The following is a 21,055-nucleotide window of genomic DNA, read 5'->3' on the forward strand; positions in this document are numbered from 1 at the left end:
ATCGGTATAGATCGGTTCGCTTCAAATCACCATGCTCGACCGAGGATGCCGCTGAGAGCGTCATTGCCTGTACATCGTGGTCCTGGCTTTCGCCAGGACGACAGCGAATATGCGGCGTTGTCGTTCCGCGCCATTGCCAGCTATACACACCGGATGACCTGCGATCGTCTCTTCGTCTACGGCACCCTGATGCGCGGCTTCGATCATCCGATGGCGCGGCTGCTCGCGGCTCATGCGGATTTCCTTGCCGATGCGACCTGCCGCGGTCGGCTCGTCCTGGTGAAGCATTATCCGGGGCTATTGCTGTCGGACGCGCCGTCCGACATCGTCCATGGTGAGCTCTTTCACTTGCGCGCGGGCGACGAGCTGCTGCGCGAGCTCGACATGTACGAGGCCTGCGGCGAAGGCTTTCCGGAGCCGACCGAATATCTGCGCCAGCTGATCGACGTGTCGCTGCCGGACGGCACCAGCAGCAAGGCCTGGACCTATGTCTACAACTGGCCCGTCACCGATCTTCCGCGCATCGTGTCCGGCCGCTTCCTGAAGCATTAGGCCGACAGCACCTCCTTCACCATGCGCACGTCGACCTCGCGCTCGACATAGGTCCACTCCTCGGTCTGCCGCAGCATCGCCACCAGCTCTTCGAACAGCGCAGCATCAACCGGTGCGAATTCGAACCAGGTCAGAAAGTCGAAGGGGCTGCCGAGGTCGCGGCAATGATAGAGCTGGCGCGCGATGGCGGGCAGGTAGCGCAGGCTGCTCGCGATGTGGTGCGATCTGTCCTCGAAGATCTTGCGGCGCTCTTCCTGCGTCAGCTCCCACCAGGCCTGCGACTTGCGGATCGGGATCAGCGCTGCGCTGGTCGCCTCTAACCGGCCGAGGCCGGCCTGCACGGCGACGAGCTGCTGCTTCTCAGGCCGCTCGGTGTAACGCAAGCTGCTCGCGACGCCGACCAGCCGCCAGGCGTTGCGCGAGGGCACCAGCGGCAACGAGACGGCCTCGCTGTCGGTCACCGACAGCGCCGGCACGAAGGGCAGGGGCTCGCCCCTCACGGGCGAGATTGACGTCACGCGCCAGCCCCCGCTCTGGCCGCCTCGAAAGGTCCTGAACATGGGGGTATGGAAGCGTGGAACCGGGCGCGGTTCAAGGCCTCTCTCCACCGTCATTTGCGGGGCGCCCGAAGCGCGAGCCCGGAAATCCATTTCTGCCAGCGGTCCGGTGGCGCCATTGATTCCAGGCTCGTGCTCTGCGCGCCCCGGAATAACGCGGGGCTGTGAACAGCGCGTATAATCCCGACAAACCTGACTTTTGCGCAGGCGGCACCTATATGCCTGATCTTGGCCCGGCTCATCTCGCTCGGGCAAGACTGGATCTCATGCGCTTCACGCCCCAATTCCTCGACGAGCTTCGTGCCCGGCTTTCGGTCTCCGAAGTCGTCGGCAAGCGCGTCAAGCTGAAGAAGGCGGGGCGGGAGTGGAAGGGGTTATCGCCGTTCCAGCAGGAGAAGACGCCGTCCTTCTACGTCAACGACCAGAAGGGCTTTTACCACGATTTCTCCTCCGGCAAGCACGGCGACATCATCAACTTCGTGATGGAGACCGACGGCGTGCCGTTCGCCGAGGCCGTCGAGCGGCTCGCCAATATGGCGGGACTGCCGCTGCCGGCGGTGACGCCGGATGCGGCCCGGCATGAGCAGCGGCGCAAATCGCTGCATGACGTCATGGATCTTGCAGCAAAATTCTTCGCCGAGACGCTGGCGTCGCGCTTAGGTGCCAAAGCGCGCGGCTATCTGGCCGATCGCGCCATCTCGCCGGCGACGCAATTGCAGTTCCGCCTCGGCTATGCGCCGCCCGACCGCTTCGCGCTGAAGGAGCATCTTGGCAAGCTTGGCGTGTCCGTTGACGACATGGTCGAGACCGGCCTGCTCGTCGCCGGCGACGACATTCCGGTGCCGTACGACCGCTTCCGCGACCGCGTGATGTTTCCGATCACGGATTTGCGCGGCCGCGTCATCGCCTTCGGCGGGCGCGCGCTGGAGAAGGACGTTCCGGCCAAATATCTGAACTCGCCGGAGACGCCGCTCTTCCACAAGGGCGACAATCTCTACAACCACCAGACCGCGCGCAAAGCCACCCATGACGGCGGCGCCCTGATCGTGGTCGAAGGCTATGTCGACGTCATCGCCATGGTCACCGCGGGCTTCGCAGGCACCGTCGCGCCGCTCGGCACTGCGCTCACCGAAAGCCAGCTCGCGCTGCTGTGGAAGATGGCGGACGAGCCGATCCTCTGCTTCGACGGCGACCGCGCCGGCCAGAAGGCGGCTTACCGCGCCGCGGACCTTGCCTTGCCGTTCCTCGCGCCGGGCAAGAGCCTGCGCTTTGCGCTGCTGCCGGAGGGGCAGGACCCCGACGATCTCGTTCGCTCGGGTGGCCGCGGCGCGATCGAGGACGTGATCGCGGCGGCGCGACCGCTCGCGGAGATGATCTGGTCGCGCGAGCTCGAAGGCGGCAATTTTGCCACGCCCGAGCGCCGCGCCGCTCTGGAGGCGCGCATCAAGGAGCTCTCCAACGGCATCCGCGACGAGGTGGTGCGGCGCTATTACCGCGACGACTTTGCCAATCGGCTCCAGCGCGCCTTTGCCCCCGAAGGCGGGCGCGGCGGCTTTGGCGGCCGGGGCAGTTTCCGCCAAGGTGGCGGCGGCCGGCCGTTCCAGCCCAGGGGTGGGGGAGGCGCGAATCGATTCGGTGGCCAGGGATTTGGTGGCGCCCGCCGCGGCCCGCCCGGTCCCGTCCCGCTGCCGTCCGGTCCATACCAGGCGGCGAGCCCTCAGCTGGCGGCAAGCCCGATCATGCGCGGCCAGCGCAGTGCCATCTCCCGCCGGGAGGCCCTGATCCTGCAATGCCTGATCAACCACCCCTGGCTGCTGCATGAGCACTTGGAGGAGGTGGCCGCCCTGGAGCTGGCCCATCCCGAAGCCCATAAACTCAGGGCCGGCATCATCGCCGCCTTCGCCAACGATCATCACCACTCACCGGACCCGGGCGAGCAGGCCGAGAAGATGCGGGGCGACCTCGAGAAGGGCGGATTTTCGCAAGTTCTTCAAAGGGTTGAGAACGGCATCACGACCGCGGCGGTGTGGGGCGCCCGGGAGGGCGCGGCGCGGGATGACGTTCTTGCCACCTGGCATCAGCTGGTTGCCTTGCATCGGCAATGGCATTCACTACTTAGAGAGCTGAAGGACGCTGAGCTGGCCCTGGGGGAGGACCCCAGCGAGGCCAATTTAGCGTGGCTGCGTGACGTCAAGGCTCGGATGGGCGAAGTCGACGGTACCGAGGCCCTGATCGAGGGTTTTGGCGAACTGTCGGGTCGGCTCCAGAAGAGCATGTAATGAAAGAATCATGCGGACGGCCGGGGTCGGAACCGCTAAAAGACTCGCCAAATCCTTGGTTTGGCGGCAGAAACAGGGTTAATCGAGGCTTAACGGTCTTGTAGCACTTTGGCCCGAAGGCGGCCGCAGGCAGAACAGACGCGTCAGGAATGAATCCGCGCAACCGCTGTTGGCACTACACCTGCATCCGCTGCGACAAAGAGGCTCACGAAGCGTTAGGCAAATCCGGCGAGAGAAAGTTGGGGGTGGCGAGAAGTTTGTGCGCCGCCCTTTCCGTGTCGAGAGCTGCCGAAGCGAGAGCGTCGAGCAACAGGTTCATGTGAATTCAGGCAGGCGGGGCGCGCCGTCTGCATTGAAGCGCGTTGAGGAGCAATGGATGGCCACCAAGGCAAAGACGCTGCAGGCGAAGGACAAGGAAAAGGACGACAAGGCAGCGGATGCGCCGGAGAAGGACTCCCAGGACGCGCCCTCGCCCTTGCTCGACCTGTCCGACGCCGCCGTGAAGAAGATGATCAAGCAGGCCAAGAAGCGCGGCTTCGTGACCTTTGATCAGCTCAACGAAGTCTTGCCGTCCGACCAGACCTCGCCCGAACAGATCGAGGACATCATGTCGATGCTCTCGGACATGGGCATCAACGTCACCGAAGCCGACGACACCGAAGGCGAGGAAGACAAGGACGAGGGCGAGGACGAGACCGACAACGAGCTCGTCGAGGTCACCCAGAAGGCCGTCACCGAGGTCAAGAAGAGCGAGCCGGGCGAGCGCACCGACGATCCGGTGCGCATGTATCTGCGCGAGATGGGCACGGTCGAGCTGCTGTCCCGCGAGGGCGAAATCGCCATTGCAAAGCGCATCGAGGCCGGCCGCGAGGCGATGATCGCGGGTCTGTGCGAAAGCCCGCTGACGTTCCAGGCCATCATCATCTGGCGGGACGAGCTCAACGAAGGCAAGATCTTCCTCCGCGACATCATCGATCTCGAAGCGACCTATGCCGGCCCTGACGCCAAGGGCGGCATGAACACCGCGATGATCGCCGGCCCGAACGGCGAAGCGCCGGCCGAGGGTGGCGAAGCCACCGCGTCCGCCGCTGCCCCCGCGCATGTCGCGCCGCCCGCCGCGCCGCCGTCGCCCACCCCGTTCCGCGCCGCGCCTGCGCCCGGTGGCACTGAAGCCGGCGAAGACAAGGATCCAGCCGAGTCCGCCGCCGAGTCCGACATGGACGACGACGAGTTCGAGAACCAGATGTCGCTCGCGGCAATCGAGGCCGAGCTCAAGCCGAAGGTGGTCGAGATCTTCGACAAGATCGCCGACAGCTATAAGAAGCTGCGCAAGCTTCAGGAGCAGGACATCCAGAACCAGCTCCAGAACGAGTCGCTCTCGCCGCACCAGGAGCGCAAGTACAAGAAGCTGAAGGACGAGATCATCGTCGAGGTGAAGTCGCTCCGCCTCAACCAAGCCCGTATCGACTCGCTGGTCGAGCAGCTCTACGACATCAACAAGCGCCTCGTCTCCTACGAGGGCCGCTTGATGCGTCTTGCCGACAGCCACGGCGTCGCGCGCGAGGACTTTTTGCGCAACTACACCGGCTCGGAGCTCGATCCGCGTTGGCTCAACCGCGTCTCGAAACTCTCGGCCAAGGGCTGGAAGAATTTCGTTCATCACGAGAAGGACCGCATCAAGGACCTTCGTCACGAAGTGCATCAGCTCGCCGCCCTGACCGGCCTCGAGATCGTCGAGTTCCGCAAGATCGTGCACTCCGTACAGAAGGGCGAGCGCGAGGCACGCCAGGCCAAGAAGGAGATGGTGGAAGCCAACCTCCGTCTGGTGATCTCGATCGCCAAAAAGTACACCAACCGCGGCCTGCAATTCCTCGACCTGATCCAGGAAGGCAACATCGGCCTGATGAAGGCGGTCGACAAGTTCGAGTATCGCCGCGGCTACAAGTTCTCGACCTACGCCACGTGGTGGATTCGGCAGGCGATCACCCGCTCGATCGCCGACCAGGCGCGCACCATCCGCATCCCCGTGCACATGATCGAGACGATCAACAAGATCGTGCGCACCTCGCGCCAGATGCTCAATGAGATCGGCCGCGAGCCGACTCCGGAAGAGCTCGCCGAGAAGCTCGGCATGCCGCTCGAAAAGGTCCGCAAGGTCCTCAAGATCGCCAAGGAGCCGCTGTCGCTGGAGACGCCGGTCGGTGACGAAGAGGATTCGCACCTCGGCGATTTCATCGAGGACAAGAACGCGATCCTCCCCATCGACGCCGCGATCCAGTCCAACCTGCGCGAGACCACGACGCGCGTGCTGGCATCTCTGACGCCGCGCGAAGAGCGTGTCCTGCGCATGCGCTTCGGCATCGGCATGAATACCGACCACACGTTGGAAGAAGTCGGCCAGCAGTTCAGCGTGACGCGCGAACGCATTCGCCAGATCGAAGCCAAGGCGCTGCGCAAGCTGAAGCATCCGTCAAGGTCGCGGAAGCTGCGCAGCTTCTTGGATAATTAATTCCGATCGTCAGGCCCCGGCCTGACCCGGGCATCCATCCGGACGAAACGGCAGGCGCAAGCCCGCCGTTTTTGTTCGTGCCTGTCTACCAGTAGCGTTCAGCCAAGAAGCTTCATCTGCTTTCTATCGGCTGCTTGTCTGCAATATGCGGCGCTGGTGAGCGCTGCCGATGTCTGCCTACTTCTTCTTCACCCCGACCCGCTCAATCCGCTTGATCTCGAGCGGCGGCCGACCGCTCTTTTCGGCGATCTCGCGGTCCTGCTCCATGATGAAGCCGCGGGCGGGCTCGTCGCCGTCGAGGCCGCCGAGCAGCTCGGTGGGCACGCGGCGGTTGGAGCGCTGGGTATCGTCCTCATAGACGACGTTGAAGAAGGCGAACTCGCCTTTGGGATTGGTTCCGGGTTTCTTGGCCATGGCGGCTTGTCGTCGATCAGGGCGCCGCAGTCAAATGACTTCGGCGGTTATCGACGTCGGCAATGCATTGAAGGCAAGGATGCCCGGCGCGGCTGCCGGATCAGATGTCGTTGCCTCGGAGTGACAGGCGTCGATGTGAACCCCAGTAGGCGGCGGGCCAAAGCCCGCCGTTTATCTTTGGCCGTCAGTTATCTTTGGTCTTCAGTGTCGCCCGGGGCTGGCGGGGGTGACAACCTAAAATAGAAGACTATCGAAGGCGCCGTGCGATGGCAAGGCAAATCGTGGCGGCGTTGATGTCGCAGCGGGCGGATCAGATATGCGTTGGCCGCGGCATGCCGACTTGATGCGCGTCGCAACAATAGTTTGGATCACCAAATCACTTTGTTCATTGTTCGGGCCGTCGCAATGCAGCGCAACTGAATCGAGGTCCACTATCGCGGTGCATGTCCCAAGGGCTGCGCCCTGCGCATCTGAGAATCCATGGAGCTGCGACGTTGTTGCGTCATGCATGATTCGGGCTTGCGGCCACCGGGCCGCTGCGCGCGACTCGTTAAACGCCGCCCGGAACGACGAGAGGAGAGTGTCGGACAATCGTCCATCTCGCGTCGCTTGGATACGATGTCGACGCGGATCAAGCTCGCGCGCCTTCACGGCGAGGCTTTGCTGCTTTGACGCCAATTCGGTTCCCGGGCATGATCGCGCGCTACTTTGCGCGCTCATTCTTCAGAGGATTTTCCGGCATGTTGAGACACGCTTTGGCCATCGCCTCCATCGTCTGTCTGGCCGGTGGGTCGGCGCAGGCCGCGCGCTGCGGCGGCGACTTCAAAGCTTTCGTCGCCAGCATGGCCGCGGAGGCGCAAGCCGCCGGCGTTTCGGCGAGCGTGACCAATGCGGCGCTCAGTGGTGTGACCCAGGATGGCGCCGTGCTCGCCTTCGATCGGCGCCAGCGCCACACCTTCAATAAGAGCTTCGAACAGTACGTCTCGACCCGCGTCGGCCCCGGCCGCATCAATGGCGGGCGGGCGCTGCTCCAGCGCCATGCCGCGCTGCTCTCGCGGATCGAGCAGAAGTTCGGCGTGCCCCGCTACATCCTGGTCGCGATCTGGGGGCTGGAGAGCGATTTCGGCAAGGGCGATACCGGCAAGCTGCCGGTGATCCGCACGCTGGCAACCCTGGCGCATGACTGCCGCCGTACCGATCTGTTCCAGGGCGAACTGCTCGCCGCGCTCAAGATCGTGCAGCGCGGCGACCTGCCGCTGCGCGATCTCATCGGCGCCTATGCCGGCGAGATCGGCCAGACCCAGTTCCTGCCGTCGTCCTACATCAAATACGGCGTCGATTTCGACGGCGACGGCCATGTCGACCTCCGCCACAGCGTTCCCGACGTGCTCGCCTCGACTGCGAACCTGCTCCACACCAGCGGCTTCAAGATGGGCCAGCCTTACGGCGAAGGCACGCCGAATTTCGAAGCAATGCGCGAGTGGAACAGGGCGGTGGTCTATCGCAAGACGATCGGGTATTTCGCGGATCGGCTGATGGGGCAGTGAGGGGGCCATGGCTAACTAGGCTCGCAAATGACGGGGCGTCGCGCTGCTGTCGCGCCGCGCCCAGGCGCAAGCGCTGGAGCAGATCCATGAAACGGGCGTCGTTGCCGATCAGGATGCGAGGCTCGTTCCTCTCGATGCCTCTGATGATGCGCAGGGCGGCATCCTTCGGCGTGGTCTTCGCCGCGTTCTCCGGTCATGGCGGCGGCGCCGCGAATCGCAGTCATGGATCTCCTCGCCAAGTCCGGAAAGCGGGAACTATGATTTACATTTTTTCAGAATGGAACTGAACCACGACCGATTTGGGCCTTTAACATACGATACGAAGCAAGCATTGGGAGCCGCTCATGGGACAGGCACAGCCTTTTCGTGCAACAGCGCTGATCGTCGAAGACGACCACATGCAGCGGGAGATGCTTTGCGTTCTCCTCGAGGAAAGTGGGTACGACGTGATCCAGTGCGAGAGCGCGGAGGCGGCCGAACGCGTGCTGGAGAAGAATGCGGGCGCACTCTGCCTGATGCTGACTGACGTTCAGCTCGCTGGCCGCATGAACGGGGTCGAACTCGCTCATCTCGCCAAGGACCGTAATCCGAAGCTCGACGTCGTCGTCACCTCCGGGCGGCCTCTGATGCAGGCGCTGCCTGACGGTGCCAAGTTCTGGGCCAAGCCGTGGGCGCCGCTCGATGTGTTGCGCGAGGCCGAGATCGCGCAGCTGTCCTGAGGGCCGTTGCCGACCATCGCTTTTCCGACGCAAGGCGCGGTGATAACGTCCAATCATGACCTGGTCGTTCCTGCTCACCTCGCTCATCGTGGTCGCCTCGCCCGGCACCGGCGTGCTCTACACGCTGGCGGCGGCGCTCACCCGAGGCTCGCGCGCCAGCATCGCGGCCGCCTTGGGCTGCACGCTGGGGATTGTGCCGCACATGATGGCGGCGATGCTCGGCCTTGCCGCGGTGCTCCACACCAGCGCGCTCGCCTTCGCCGCGCTGAAATGGTGCGGCGTCGCCTATCTGCTCTACATGTCCTGGCAGGCGCTGCGCGAGCGAGGTGCGCTCGCGGTCGAGGGCAAGATCAAGGAGCGGTCGAGCGGCCGCGTCATCGTCACCGGCTTCCTGATCAACATCCTCAATCCCAAACTGTCGATCTTCTTCCTCGCCTTCCTGCCGCAGTTCATCGCGCTCGACGAGGCCCATGTGCTGGCGCGGATGCTGGAATTGAGCGGCGCCTTCATGGCGATGACCTTTGCGGTGTTCGTCGTCTATGGCCTCTGCGCTGCCTCGGTGCGCGAGCGCGTCATCTCCCGGCCCCGCGTCATGGCCTGGCTGCGCCGCAGCTTCGCCGCCGGCTTTGCCGCACTCGGCGCCAAGCTGGCGTTCGCGGAGCGGTAGTCTTTCTTTCTCCCAATAAAAAAGCGGGCCTTGCGCCCGCCACCCTTCAAACTCTCGATCTTGCCCGACGCCCGGGCGGAGCGAGGCTCCACCCGGGCAAAGAAAAAGAAGCCGCGTTACTTCTTCTTCGCCTTCTTGGCCTTCTTCGCCTTCTTCTTCGCCGCCTTCTTCGCTTTCTTAGCCATAGTATCCTCTTAGGGTTTAATGGTGGGAACGCGACACGAGGGATGCTCGGCGGAGGGCCAGCCTCGCAACATCCTCGACGACAAACTCAGCAGATTCGCGCTCCTCTGCCCCGCGTCGTCATATCTGTGTCATCGTGTTATCCACAGCTCAGATGCATTTTCAGGTGATTTTGCTGCGCGAATCCGCATCGCCGCGTCGGCGCACCGTCGCTTGCGACAGGCTTAACGATCGACAACAGCCAGGCGCCGTTCATGAATCCAAAACCAAAGGCGCGTTTTCAAGAGTCGCAGTGAGACTCCATTAAGCGCAACTCGCGCATTGTCGCCGGAAGAAAACGGGGATGGGTGATGGACGGACGGCTGCCAGGGACGGGGGGCGCGACGCTGCGCGTGCTGCACGCGCCATGCTGAACGTACCGACATTGTGGACGGTCTTCGTCGTCAACTTCCTGGCGCTCGGTGTGATCTGGGCCTACGTGACGCGCTCCTATCCGAAATTCGCAGCCGCGCGATTGTGGATGGCCTCGTCCTTCGTCGGCGCGGCCGGCGCCATGACGGCCCTGATCCGTCTGTTCGTCGCCTCGCCCCTGCCGCTTCTGCTCGGCGCAGCCGGCGTCATTGCCGCGAGCTGCCTCGCCGCCATGGGCATTCAGCGCTTCTATGACCGGCCGGTCTCGTGGCGTCTCATGACCGCAACGGGAGGCTTGAGCCTCACCGGCGTCGTGGTCTTTACGGTCGGCTTCGAGCACATGCAGCTGCGCATGCTCAGCTACACGCTCGGCCAAGCCTTGCCGTTGGCGCTGGCGCTGCGCCTCCTGCTGTCGCCGGAGGGGCGTGTCAGCCCCGGCGCGCGGCTGTCCGGCATCGTCATCCTCAGCATCATCGCGATCCTGTCCGCCCGTATGGTGGGCAATCTGCTTGGCCACGATCTCTCGGCGCGGGCCGGCGGCCAGACCCATGCCATCATGGTGCTGGGGCTGCTGTTCCTGTCGATGACGCTGAATTTCGGTTTCCTGCTGCTGGCAATGGACAGCTTGCGCAACGAGGTTGCCGACCTCGCGCTGCTCGACGATCTCACCGGCGTCGCCAACAGGCGGCATCTGCTGCAGCGCCTGACCGAGGAATGCGCGCGCTCGGAGCGCGGCGGCGCGCCGTTCTCGCTGCTGGTGATCGATCTCGACGGCTTCAAGACCATCAACGATACCCATGGCCATGCCGCGGGCGACGCCTGCCTGAAGCACTTCACGCTGATGGCGCAGACGCGCCTAAGGCCCGGCGACATGCTGGCTCGTACCGGCGGCGACGAGTTCTGCATCGTGCTGCCGTCGTCGTCGCTGCGCGAGGCTGCCGCGATCGCCCGCCGCGTGCTCGAGGTCTGCCGTCAGGACGCCGCGGCCTGCACCAGCCGCGACATTCCGATCGCGATCTCGATTGGGGTTGCGCAGTGGGACCGCGGCATCGGTCAATTCCCGGACCGCCTGATCGCGCGTGCCGACCACGCCCTCTACGCTGCCAAGAAGAACGGCAAGAACGATCTTGCCGTCTACGATCCGGCCCCGCCGCTCTCGCCCGAGCCGATCGGTCGAGGTGAGGCCGCGCACAACTTCGCGTAAGGGCGTGCTACATCAGGGGTCGCATTGGACCCGCATCACGATGTCCCGCCTGCTCGCGGCCGTTCTCGCCGCTCTGTATCTGACCATCCCCGCCGCCGCTGAGGATGCCGAGCTCGAAAAACTCGCGCGCGCCTCCGGCACGCCCGAGATTCCCGGCCTGAAGATCGTGTGGCTGGCACCATGGCGCGACGTCGACAGCGCAAACCGTTGGCGCAACATCATCGTGCACCAGACCGAGGGGCCGGCCGGTTCGGCGCGGGGCGGCGCGCTGGCGCAGGCGAAGAACCCGACCCGGCGCGGGGTCACGGTGTGGGTCGAGACCGACGGCACGGTCTATTGGGCGGCGGCGGAGAATTTGGTGCCGACCCATGGCGACGGCGCCAACCGCAACGACAACAAATACATCGACAACAGGTCGACCTATCGCCAGGTCGTGCGCGACAATTCGATCGGCGTCGAGTTCGCCGGAAATTATCCTGACGTCGCGGCCGGGCCGACCGAGGCGCAGGTCGCGGCCTGGAAGATCCTCGTTAAGGTGCTGCGCATGCGCTACGGCATCCCGGCCGATCGCGTCTACGCGCACAATTGGATCGACTACAAGGATGCCCGCTATTGCGAAGGCTGCTGGCTCGCGACGCTGGCGAGGGTTTGGGGGGAGTAGCAAGTGCGCTCCTCGCCCCGCTTGCGGAAGGTGAATGACCAGCGGCCGGGACGAGCTAAACCGCCGGCGACATCCAGCCGAAAAGCCGCTGGATCAATCCCGGCCGCCGCGGCACCACCGGCGGGCCGTCTGCGGCCAGCACGCGTTTGAAGAAATAATCCAGGAACACCACGTCGTTCGGTTCGGTGACGGTGAATTGCTCCTCGCCGAAGAACACGCTGTAGCTGTAGAAGAACGGGCCCATCAGCGGGATCGTCGCCGTGCCGGCATAATCCTTCGAGATCACGAATTCCGACGGCTCGAGCCCGTGCTCGCGCATCGCCTGCTCGACCAGCGGCAGCTTGCGCAGGAACTGGGCTTCGAAGCCGCCGACGGTGGATTGCAGGATGATCGACACGGTGCGTCCATTGGCTTGATTGTTGTCGCCCGGTCATTTTGGGTCGGTTGACCGGACGCGCGGGTTCAAGGCAAGCTCGGTTTCGACCCACGTTGGGTGAGGTTGATCACTCAATCCAGCATAGGCATCAGGCATGGGAATACTGACGTTCGAAGAACGCGCTGTGGAATATCAGTGGGCCAGCGACATTTCTTTCGACGGTGTCCGACTGGAAGTCCTTTCGAGCGGAGGGAATGTGATCTTCGAGGTCAGCGAGCCGGACGAAGGTCCGATCACGGGTCAACACTTTCGGCAAAGACGTCGCCGCAAACCTGTTAATGGCAGCGATAGAGGTTGCACAGCGTCCGCGATAGTCAACCCGCCGCTCAAAAGGGCAGGCCACTAACACCACATCCGGCGATCCCGCAGTACTGCGCTTCACCACCCAAACAAAAAAGCCGGCGTTGCCGCCGGCTTTTCGTCTCTTTCGATCCGCCAATCCTTTAGCGCGCAAGCCCGCTTAATGCGCAGCTTCCAGCGCAGCCTGTTCCTGTCTTGCGATCGTGCCCTTGACCGCGGACTGCACCTTCTCGAAGGCGCGGACCTCGATCTGGCGGACGCGCTCGCGCGACACGCCGAACTCGGCAGCAAGGTCTTCCAGCGTCATCGGCTCATCGGCGAGGCGGCGGGCCTCGAAGATGCGGCGTTCGCGCGGGTTGAGCACGCCCATGGCGCCGTTCAGCGCGTCACGGCGGTGATCATACTCCTCGTGCTCCGCCATCATGGCTTCCTGGTTGGGCGTATTGTCGACCAGCCAGTCCTGCCATTCGCCGGCTTCGCCGTCGTCGCGGATCGGCGCGTTGAGCGAGGCGTCGCCGCCGAGACGGCGGTTCATGTCGATCACGTCCTGATCCGTCACGCCCAGCCGCTTGGCAATGGTCGCGACCTGGTCGGGGCGGAGATCGCCTTCGTCCAGCGCGTTGATCTTGCTCTTCGCCTTGCGCAGGTTGAAGAACAGCTTCTTCTGGTTCGCGGTGGTGCCCATCTTCACGAGCGACCAGGAACGCAGGATGTACTCTTGAATCGACGCCTTGATCCACCACATCGCGTAGGTGGCGAGACGGAACCCCTTCTCGGGTTCGAATCGCTTCACCGCCTGCATCAGGCCGACATTGCCTTCCGAGACGACCTCGGAGATCGGCAGGCCGTAGCCGCGATAGCCCATGGCAATCTTGGCCACGAGGCGGAGATGGCTGGTGACGAGTTGGTGCGCCGCGTCGCGATCGTCATGCTCGCGCCAACGCTTGGCGAGCATGTATTCCTGCTGGGGTTCGAGCATCGGAAACTTGCGGATCTCGGCGAGGTAGCGAGAAAGGCCGGATTCTCCATTGAGGACCGGCAAAGCAGCGGTACGGGCCATAGTGCGCCCTCCAAAAGGTTCAGGCCCCCGATAGCGGCGGGCCAGGCAGACGACCGCTGTGTCAAAGCCGGTCGGGCTGCGATGTTCCGCGTTGGTCAATTTCAACGCAGGCGCAATATATCCTATCGGGGGTCGAAAAGGGAAGGATTGCTGACGTCACGTCCCCGTGTGGCAGCTATAACTTTTTGTAATGTAAAGGCTTTCTGAAAGGGGCTGCGTCATAGCGCCGCTTTGAGGCAGCTTCGAAGGAGAAGCAAATCCTCCGGCAGCGGCACCTCCCAGTGCAGTAATTCTCCGGTTCTTGGGTGCTCAAATACGAGCAGGTAAGCATGTAAGGCCTGTCGCCCCAGCGCCGTCAGGGCTGCCTGCGACCCAGGCCCGAGCTGGTTCGCCTTGGTCTTGAAATGCGGGCCATAGACCGCGTCGCCCAGCAGGGGGTGGCCGATATGGGCGAGGTGGACACGGATCTGGTGGGTGCGCCCGGTCTCGAGCTCGCAGGCGAGCAGGGCAGCGACGGGTTTGCCATCGCGGCCAGCAAAGCTCTCCAGAATTTGCCAATGTGTCACCGCCTCGCGGCCGCCTTGGCGAACCGCCATCTTCTCGCGCGCATGCGGATGGCGGTCGATCGGCGCGTCCACCGTGCCGCGATGCCGGTTCGGCACACCCCAAGCGAAGGCCATGTAGCCGCGCCGCATCTCGCCCGTGCGGCCGTGGTCGGCGAATTGCGTGGACAGCGAGGCATGGGCGAGGTCGTTCTTGGCGACCACCATCAGCCCTGTCGTGTCCTTGTCGAGCCGGTGCACGATGCCGGGCCTGCGCACCCCGCCGATGCCGGAGAGGGAGGCGCCGCAATGGGCGATCAGCGCGTTCACCAGCGTGCCGGTCTCGTGCCCGGCCGCGGGGTGCACGACGAGGCCCTTCGGCTTGTTGATGACGACGATGTCGTTGTCCTCGAACACGATGTCGAGGGCGATATCCTCGCCCTTCGGCTCCGCCGGCGCCGCCTCCGGCACGTCGATTGTGATCGTATCGCCGGGACTGACGTGATAAGCGGGGTCGCGGACCGCGGAGGCCTTCAGGTGTACTGCGCCCGCCAGGATCAGGGCTTTCAGCCTCGATCGCGACAGTTCGGTAAGGTGCGCCGCCAGCACGCGGTCGAGCCGGGCCGAGCCCTCGTCGCCGGCGACGACAACCTCCAACCTTTGCGCAGAGCCCGAGCTTTCCATGACGACCGAAACCGCTGTTCCCGAACCGACCCCCGAGCAGGCCGCGCTGTTCGCGCGGGTGCGGCGGATGATGCTGATCGCGGGGTTGACCACGGCGCTGGCGATCTGCGCCGTCCTGATCGCGGTGGGCTACCGTCTTTTCAAGTCGGAGGGAAGGGCGGTCGAGGTGGCCGGCGACGTCATCGCCACCCTGCCGAAGGGCGCCAGGATCGTCTCCACCGGCGTCGCGGGCGATCGCCTGGTGGTCACACTGGACATCGGCGGCGCCACCGAGCTCCGCACCTTCGATGCCCGCACCTTGAAACCGGCCGGAATGTTGAAATTTGCCAATGAGCCCTAAAACGGCTGCTGGGTCCTTGCGGCGGACAAATTTCGAGGTTATTGGCTAACCCTCACGCTCCCTTCGTCTAGCGGTTAGGACGCGGCCCTCTCAAGGCTGAAACAGGGGTTCGATTCCCCTAGGGAGCGCCATTTGCCTGCGAGCTGGGCACTCCAAAATTGGCCGTTTTACTGCTCGAAGCCGCAACGAGCGCTTGAGCAAGCTCTTGGCGTGGCTTGGCACCGCGCTCCCTTACGCCGTCGTGCCGTCGATCGAGCGGCGGATCACCCGCTGCACTTCCGCATTCGACAGAAACAGATCGTGGTTGACGATGCCCCAGCCTTCCTGGGACGCATCGATCACCCGCACACCGAGCCGCGAGATCGCAGCCTTCTCGGCGGCGCCGACCCTCGTCATTCCACCTGCGATTTGTCCCGACAGCGCCAATGCGCGATCGTTCGTCGCGGCAATCACGGTGATCTTGCCGGCGAGCGGGCCGATGCGCTGGATCGCCGACGAGAATACGTCCATGTCGATATCGGGCGCGGCAAACACGACCGAGCCGATCTTGCTCGCAACGGTGTCGCCGTAGCGGGCATAGAGCTGACGCAGGCTTTCGAGCGTCAGCATGGTTCCCATGCTGTGCGCAACGATGTGCACGCGACCGGCGCTTGGGGCCGACACCAGCGCAGAGAGCACGCGTTCGAAATCGTCGCGAGACCACATCGCGCTGTCGCGGTCATAGGCATAGTCGAACAATCCCGCCTTGGAGGGCCAGGAGAACACCATGGTCCGGCCGCGGAACTTGATCCCATCGGAGAGATGGGCACCGTCCAGCACCGCCGTCTCGAATGTCTGCTTGAAGCCGTGCACATAGATCAGCACGTCTCCTCCGCCAGCCTGCGCAACGAGATCGGCAACGTCGGCCGACACCGGCTCGACCCGATCCAGGCGCCAATCGCCAAGTCCAACAGAGGCGAGAGAAAGACGGCTTTCGTCCGGCGCCACCAGCTTCGCCCGCGCGACCGTCATGCTGGTCGCGCGCTCCGGCCCGAACCAGGGTTTGGTGCGACCGCCGCTCACGGGCTTGCGCGTGGTGGTGACAAGCAATGTGGGGTCGATCGAGAGGGACGAGGCGTCGAAGCGCGCGCCGGTCGCACCCAAGCCGGCGCATCCGCCGAGCGCGAGGGCACTCCCTGCCGACACAAATCCGCCGAGCAGAGCGCGGCGGGAAACGGCATGACGGGAGTCGCGTTGCAGGAGACGTCGGATGATCACAGGAACCTTTGGGAACTTTGCCCACCGTAACGCCGCCCCGGCTAGCTCCCTGAATGACAATGGAGGCGAGAAGACGGCGGAGCCGCTTCGCGATTGGTTGCATGATCATGGCGTCCGCGTCCGCTGCCGCAGGACGTGCGAGCGTCCGGTGAAGTTCTGGAACCGGCTGGCGTCGTTTCAATGATGACCCTCCGACACCCTTGCGGCATAGCAACCTAGCCCCGGTCGTAAAAATTGCCGCGCCGTCGCGCGGTATCGGCGGCGGCTCGGATGGGACCCACCGACGTCGGGCAAAACAGCTAAATTGGCGTCAAGCCTTCCTTGCAAAAATATTCCACTTTACCGAAATTCGGATTTGTCGTATGTGTCGCCCATTCCAGCCCTCCAAAGGGGCGGTCGTACGTCGTCACGAACGCGGGCTGGAGTTGCGGTGGACGCGGGCGGCGTTAAAGGCGGGCTTGTTGCGTGCAGGGCGAGATGAACCTCGTGAGCATGGCACGTCCCGCGAAGGCGGACGGCGCCCATGTCCGGCGAGGCCTTTTGGCGGAGCCGGATGGCTCGCGTGCGGCGAAACCGTGTGGTCCTGGCCGTCGTTGCTACGGTCAAGCTCTTGCGGATGCGGCATTGGCGTCAACCGGCGCGGTGTCCGTGACTTCTGCGAGGGCGAGGGAGGCCAGAACGAATTCGGCTCCCGGGAGAGCGCGGCATAGGCCGTCAAACCATCGCGCAGGGAAGGCCTGGTTTCGGCTGCCCTGTGTCTCCCCTGTGCATTGCGTGTGCATTCGTTCAGCGCAGGGGTCCTATGGGTGCCAGCCGGCGCCCGGTCTTCCCGGCGCCCTTTCTTTCGAGAGGGTGTTAAGAGGAGAGCACAGCTCGGGCACAACATGCCGCGGGGCTGCAAGCGCGCCTCCGTGATCTGCTGCCAAACGACCTTCCGGGGAAGCATGATGCGTCGGCCTCGGTGGAGGTGGTCGTTGCCCGCGGAATCTGCCTTGATGCGATATCAGCGCGGAGGAGTTTCGACATGAGCGGCTTGGTGATCTCTGGCGGTCGGGTAGTGGATCCCGCCAGCGGAATGGACGCCATCGGCGACGTTGCGGTGGTGGACGGCAAGATCGCCGCGGTCGGCGCCTCGCTCGGCAGCGCCGAGCGGGTGATCGACGCGACCGGCCTCGTGGTCGCGCCCGGCTTCATCGATCTGCACGCGCATGGCCAGTCGGTCCCGGCCGACCGCATGCAGGCCTTCGACGGCGTGACGACGACGCTCGATCTCGAGGCCGGCGTGCTGCCGGTCGCATCCTGGTATGAACGCCAGGCCAGGAAGGGGCGCGTGCTGAATTACGGCGCCGCCGCCAACTGGGCATTTGCGCGCATCGGCGCGATGACGGGCTCTAATGCGGAGAGTTCGCTGGAGGCTTTCGGCAATGCCATGCGCGACCGCCGCTGGATCGAGAACGTCGCGACCGATGCGGAGGTCGCCGGCATCCTCGATCGCCTTTCGCGCGGCCTCAACGAGGGCGGCATCGGCATCGGCATTTTGAACGCCTACGCGCCCGGCGCCGGGGTGCAGGAGTTGACCGCGGTCTGCCAGCTCGCGGCCGCCAAGGACGTGCCGACCTTCACCCACGTCGCCTTCATGTCGCGCATCGACCCTGAGAGCGCGGCGGAAGCCTATATCCGCCTGATCGGCTATGCCGGCGCCACCGGCGCGCACATGCACATCTGCCATTTCAATTCATCGAGCAAGACCGACATCGAGCGCTGCCGCGTGCTGGTCGAGAAGGCGCAGGCGCAGGGCCTGCCGATCACGGTCGAGGCCTATCCTTACGGCACGGGCTCGACCGTGCTCGCCGCCGCCTTCTTCAGCGATCCCGAGTTCGTCGAGCGCAACGGCACCGGCTATGATTCGGTGCAGCGGGTGACTGACGGCCATCGCTTTCGCGACCGCGAGGAGCTGCTCAAGGCGCAAACCGAAGAGCCGTCCTCGCTGGTGCTCTGGCACATTCTCGACACCGAGAACAATGCGCATCACCGCGACCTGCTCGACCTGTCGGTGCTGTATCCCGGCGGCGCGATCGCTTCCGACGCGATGCCGTGGACGCTGCCTGACGGCTCGACCTACACCGGCGATGCCTGGCCGCTGCCGGATGATGCCACCTCGCATCCACGCTCGGCCGGCTGCTTCACGAAATTCATCCGCGAATGGGTGCGTGAGCGCAAGACGGTGTCGCTGCTCGAAGGCGTGCGCAAATGCGCGCTGATCCCCGCGGAGATATTGTCGCAGAGCACGCCGGCGATGCGCGCCAAGGGCCGGCTCGACAGGGGCGCGGATGCCGACATCGTCGTGTTCGACTACGAGAAGCTCTCGGACCGCGCGACATTCACGGCGATGAACCGTCCCTCTGAAGGCGTGCGGCATCTGATCGTCAGCGGCGAGCCGCTGATTAGTGACGGCGTGCTGGACGTGGCGGCGCGGCCCGGCCGCCCCGTGCGCCGGCCCGTCATCGGGAGCTGATTCATGCCGGTCCCCATCCTCCTGGTGACGGGCTTTCTGGGGGCGGGCAAGACCACGGTCGTGAACCATCTGCTGGCGCATGCGGACGGGCGACGTATTGCCGCCGTGGTCAACGATTTCGCCGCGATCAACATCGATGCCGAGTTGATCGCCGGTGCGAGCGACGGCGTGGTTAGCCTCGCCAACGGCTGCATCTGCTGCTCGCTCGAAGGAGATCTCTTGCGCACGCTGTCGACGTTGCTGCGGCGTGATCCTAAGCCCGAATATATCGTCATCGAGACCAGCGGCGTCGCGGATCCCGTCGACATCGTGCGCAATCTGATGGATCCGGTGATCCTGCGCGAGGCGCCGCTAGAGACAGTGCTCTGCGTGATGGATGCGACGGCACCGACGGCCTCCCTGGAGGATGCGCTCCAGCGGTCGCAATTGCGCGTTGCTGATATCGTGGCGTTGACCAAGCTGGATCTGGCGGATGCCAGCGCAGGGCTGCGCATGCGCGAGGCCATCCGGGCACAGCGCGTCCCTGCCGCGGTCGTCGATGCGAACCATGGCGAGATTCCTGCCGCGCTGCTGTTTCCTGCGAATGTCGACCGCGCGCCCGCGCTGCGCGAGCCCGGGCCGAAACGTCCCGCCGAGGAGCGCTTCGAGACGCTGAGCTGGACCTCGGAGCAGCCCATCTCGCTGCCGCGTTTGCAGCAGGCCATCAGCCGCCTTGCGCCAAAGCTGGCGCGCGCCAAAGGTCTGTTCGAGACTATCGAGCAGCCCGGCCGCCTGATGGTGTTTCAATTCGCCTCCGGCCGCGCCACGCTGGTGCCGGGTGAAGCGCCGGCACCAGGCGTGCCGCGAGCACGCATCGTTTTCATCGCCGAGCTCGGGGTGCTCTCGAAGGCGGAGCTGGATGGAATCATGGAGGCGTGCGTTGCAGGCTGAAGCTGCAACTCGTACCAATCAGGCGAATTGCGCGATGCCGTTTCCGACGGACCAGTTCTCCTTGGGCGCATCGAGCACGTTCACGAACACGTCCGCGGGCCGGATGCCCGGGCTTTCGCCGAGCAGGTCCGCGATCCGGCGATACAGCGCCATCTTCTGCTCTGCGGTGCGCGAGGCGAACACCGTGATCTGGATCAGCACGGCGTCATCGCTGCGCTGGACGCCGTAGGCGTTGCCGCAGCGGAAATTCGCGGGCGCGAGCTCGCTGATAGTCATGAATTGGTCGCCCTCGGGCACGTTCAGCGTCTCGCGCATGGCGCCGTAGAGACCGTCGAGGATCGCCTGCCGATAGGCTTCCGGCTTGCCGGCGCGCATCGAGATGTGGAGCAGAGGCATCGGGATTGCCCTTTTGGTTTTCGGCGCGACCGCCTGCTAGCGGGCCGGCGCATAGACGATGCTGGCGATCAATTTGTTTTTGACGTAGTTGTCAAGAAATCACGTTCTTGACACCTTGTCAAATACCATCGGCCAAGTCAGGACCGGCAGTTAAAGAGGATCGCCATTGAGACCGCGCGAGTTCGACCACGACGACGTCCTGCGCATCGCGTTCGAGCAGTTCTGGCGCAAGGGTGTGCGCGGCACGTCGCTGTCGGACATCGCGCGTGATGCCGGCGTCCAGCGCGGCAGCCTCTACAATGCGTTCGGCAGCAAGGAGGCGCTGTTCTTGCAAGCCTATGAACGCTACGCAGGCGATTATCTCCTCGTCCTGCAAAAGGCGCTCGGCGCGGGCTCATTGCGCAAACGCCTCACCGCGTTCTTCGACTTGACCATCAGCAACTTCCGCTCCGGCTCTCCCCCGCGGGGATGTCCGACCACGCGTGGCTTGATGGAGCTCGGCGCGGCCAAAGGCGAAGGGCTGGATGAAGAGGCACGGCAGGCTTTTGCAAGCCTCGTCTCGCGCATCACTGCTCTGGTCCAGGATACGTTGTCAGCGGGCGCCGAACGTGGCGAGTTCAGCGGCAACCCCGCCGCCGCAGCCCTGCACATCGTTGCGGTGACGCGCGGTCTCGCCGTGCTCGAACGTGCATTCGGCGACGAGCCGCAATTGCGCAAGATCGCCGCCCACACAATCGACCTCGTGCTGGGTAAGAAGGGTGGCTAGGTGGATATGCGAGAAACGACGATCCCAGCGGTGGTCGCGCCGGGATCGTCTGGAGGTTTTATGGAAGGCGTCGAGCTCCGCCTCTCCATGGCGACGTTGATAGCGCAAGGCCGCGCCGGATGCGAC

The 21,055-nt window shown here is 64.4% G+C and carries 20 protein-coding genes, 1 tRNA gene and 1 pseudogene; 13 read left to right on the forward strand and 9 right to left on the reverse strand.

Going from position 1 to position 21,055, the window contains the following annotated elements; all coding sequences use genetic code 11:
• Positions 1-153 precede the first annotated feature (153 nt).
• Positions 154-552: a gamma-glutamylcyclotransferase family protein gene (locus IVA78_RS10730; RefSeq protein ID WP_247277750.1), complete on the forward strand. Its 399-nt coding sequence runs from the start codon at positions 154-156 to the stop codon at positions 550-552.
• On the opposite strand, the gene IVA78_RS10735 is transcribed toward IVA78_RS10730, so the two are convergent.
• Positions 549-1,112, reverse strand: coding sequence for a chlorite dismutase family protein (locus IVA78_RS10735; RefSeq protein WP_247277468.1), 564 nt, complete (start codon positions 1,110-1,112; stop codon positions 549-551). The two genes, IVA78_RS10730 and IVA78_RS10735, sit on opposite strands and share 4 nt — an antisense overlap.
• Before the next feature lie 263 nt (positions 1,113-1,375).
• On the opposite strand from IVA78_RS10735, the gene dnaG reads away from it, so the two are divergent.
• Positions 1,376-3,388 carry a DNA primase gene (gene dnaG, locus IVA78_RS10740; protein WP_247277467.1) on the forward strand — a complete coding sequence of 671 codons (2,013 nt, stop codon included), beginning with the start codon at positions 1,376-1,378 and terminating at the stop codon, positions 3,386-3,388.
• 376 nt (positions 3,389-3,764) lie between these two features.
• Complete coding sequence (rpoD, locus tag IVA78_RS10745) at positions 3,765-5,897, forward strand: RNA polymerase sigma factor RpoD (protein ID WP_247277466.1); 2,133 nt, start codon at positions 3,765-3,767, stop codon at positions 5,895-5,897.
• Between the two features lie 177 nt (positions 5,898-6,074).
• On the opposite strand, the gene IVA78_RS10750 is transcribed toward rpoD, so the two are convergent.
• Positions 6,075-6,311: a hypothetical protein gene (locus IVA78_RS10750; protein ID WP_247277465.1), complete on the reverse strand. Its 237-nt coding sequence runs from the start codon at positions 6,309-6,311 to the stop codon at positions 6,075-6,077.
• A gap of 740 nt (positions 6,312-7,051) precedes the next feature.
• Between IVA78_RS10750 and IVA78_RS10755 the strand changes: the two genes are divergently transcribed.
• A complete protein-coding gene (locus IVA78_RS10755) occupies positions 7,052-7,858 on the forward strand; it encodes a lytic murein transglycosylase (protein WP_247465195.1) in 807 nt (268 codons plus the stop codon).
• 64 nt (positions 7,859-7,922) lie between these two features.
• On the opposite strand, the pseudogene IVA78_RS10760 reads toward IVA78_RS10755, so the two are convergent.
• A pseudogene (locus IVA78_RS10760) lies at positions 7,923-8,048 on the reverse strand (acetoin dehydrogenase); the annotation flags it as partial.
• Between the two features lie 154 nt (positions 8,049-8,202).
• On the opposite strand from IVA78_RS10760, the gene IVA78_RS10765 reads away from it, so the two are divergent.
• From IVA78_RS10765 to IVA78_RS10780, 4 genes are all read left to right on the forward strand, one after another.
• Positions 8,203-8,577, forward strand: a complete 375-nt coding sequence (locus IVA78_RS10765) for a response regulator (protein ID WP_247277463.1) — start codon at positions 8,203-8,205, stop codon at positions 8,575-8,577.
• Between the two features lie 55 nt (positions 8,578-8,632).
• The gene (locus IVA78_RS10770; protein WP_247277462.1) at positions 8,633-9,244 is read left to right on the forward strand and encodes a LysE family translocator; all 612 of its coding nucleotides are present in this window, start codon (positions 8,633-8,635) and stop codon (positions 9,242-9,244) included.
• 589 nt (positions 9,245-9,833) lie between these two features.
• A complete protein-coding gene (locus IVA78_RS10775) occupies positions 9,834-11,042 on the forward strand; it encodes a GGDEF domain-containing protein (RefSeq protein WP_247465321.1) in 1,209 nt (402 codons plus the stop codon).
• Positions 11,043-11,076: 34 nt separating this feature from the next.
• On the forward strand, positions 11,077-11,703 hold the full coding sequence (locus IVA78_RS10780) for a peptidoglycan recognition family protein (RefSeq protein WP_247277748.1): 627 nt from the start codon (positions 11,077-11,079) through the stop codon (positions 11,701-11,703).
• A 55-nt stretch (positions 11,704-11,758) separates the two neighbouring features.
• Here the strand turns inward: IVA78_RS10780 and IVA78_RS10785 are convergent, their stop codons facing one another.
• The 4 genes from IVA78_RS10785 to IVA78_RS10800 all read right to left on the reverse strand — a co-directional run bounded on the left by IVA78_RS10785 (position 11,759) and on the right by IVA78_RS10800 (position 14,725).
• Positions 11,759-12,100, reverse strand: a complete 342-nt coding sequence (locus IVA78_RS10785) for a hypothetical protein (RefSeq protein WP_247277461.1) — start codon at positions 12,098-12,100, stop codon at positions 11,759-11,761.
• Positions 12,101-12,227: 127 nt separating this feature from the next.
• Positions 12,228-12,578: a hypothetical protein gene (locus IVA78_RS10790; protein WP_247277460.1), complete on the reverse strand. Its 351-nt coding sequence runs from the start codon at positions 12,576-12,578 to the stop codon at positions 12,228-12,230.
• Between the two features lie 21 nt (positions 12,579-12,599).
• Positions 12,600-13,499 carry an RNA polymerase sigma factor RpoH gene (gene rpoH / locus IVA78_RS10795; protein WP_157328162.1) on the reverse strand — a complete coding sequence of 300 codons (900 nt, stop codon included), beginning with the start codon at positions 13,497-13,499 and terminating at the stop codon, positions 12,600-12,602.
• A 218-nt stretch (positions 13,500-13,717) separates the two neighbouring features.
• The gene (locus IVA78_RS10800; RefSeq protein ID WP_247277459.1) at positions 13,718-14,725 is read right to left on the reverse strand and encodes an RluA family pseudouridine synthase; all 1,008 of its coding nucleotides are present in this window, start codon (positions 14,723-14,725) and stop codon (positions 13,718-13,720) included.
• Between IVA78_RS10800 and IVA78_RS10805 the strand changes: the two genes are divergently transcribed.
• Complete coding sequence (locus IVA78_RS10805) at positions 14,724-15,065, forward strand: hypothetical protein (RefSeq protein ID WP_247277458.1); 342 nt, start codon at positions 14,724-14,726, stop codon at positions 15,063-15,065. The genes IVA78_RS10800 and IVA78_RS10805 overlap by 2 nt on opposite strands.
• 56 nt (positions 15,066-15,121) lie before the next feature.
• Positions 15,122-15,196, forward strand: a tRNA-Glu gene (locus IVA78_RS10810).
• Positions 15,197-15,296: 100 nt separating this feature from the next.
• Here the strand turns inward: IVA78_RS10810 and IVA78_RS10815 are convergent.
• Positions 15,297-16,322 carry an alpha/beta fold hydrolase gene (locus tag IVA78_RS10815; RefSeq protein ID WP_247277457.1) on the reverse strand — a complete coding sequence of 342 codons (1,026 nt, stop codon included), beginning with the start codon at positions 16,320-16,322 and terminating at the stop codon, positions 15,297-15,299.
• Between the two features lie 1,024 nt (positions 16,323-17,346).
• On the opposite strand from IVA78_RS10815, the gene IVA78_RS10820 reads away from it, so the two are divergent.
• Positions 17,347-18,837, forward strand: coding sequence for an amidohydrolase family protein (locus IVA78_RS10820; protein ID WP_247277456.1), 1,491 nt, complete (start codon positions 17,347-17,349; stop codon positions 18,835-18,837).
• Between the two features lie 3 nt (positions 18,838-18,840).
• The gene (locus IVA78_RS10825) at positions 18,841-19,767 is read left to right on the forward strand and encodes a GTP-binding protein (protein ID WP_247465198.1); all 927 of its coding nucleotides are present in this window, start codon (positions 18,841-18,843) and stop codon (positions 19,765-19,767) included.
• A gap of 18 nt (positions 19,768-19,785) precedes the next feature.
• Here IVA78_RS10825 and IVA78_RS10830 read toward each other — a convergent pair whose 3' ends face one another.
• Complete coding sequence (locus IVA78_RS10830) at positions 19,786-20,163, reverse strand: tautomerase family protein (protein ID WP_247277454.1); 378 nt, start codon at positions 20,161-20,163, stop codon at positions 19,786-19,788.
• A gap of 166 nt (positions 20,164-20,329) precedes the next feature.
• On the opposite strand from IVA78_RS10830, the gene IVA78_RS10835 reads away from it, so the two are divergent.
• Positions 20,330-20,929: a TetR/AcrR family transcriptional regulator gene (locus IVA78_RS10835; protein WP_247277453.1), complete on the forward strand. Its 600-nt coding sequence runs from the start codon at positions 20,330-20,332 to the stop codon at positions 20,927-20,929.
• Positions 20,930-21,055: the final 126 nt, after the last annotated feature.

This window comes from Bradyrhizobium sp. 137, assembly GCF_023074095.1.
Lineage (GTDB): Bacteria > Pseudomonadota > Alphaproteobacteria > Rhizobiales > Xanthobacteraceae > Bradyrhizobium.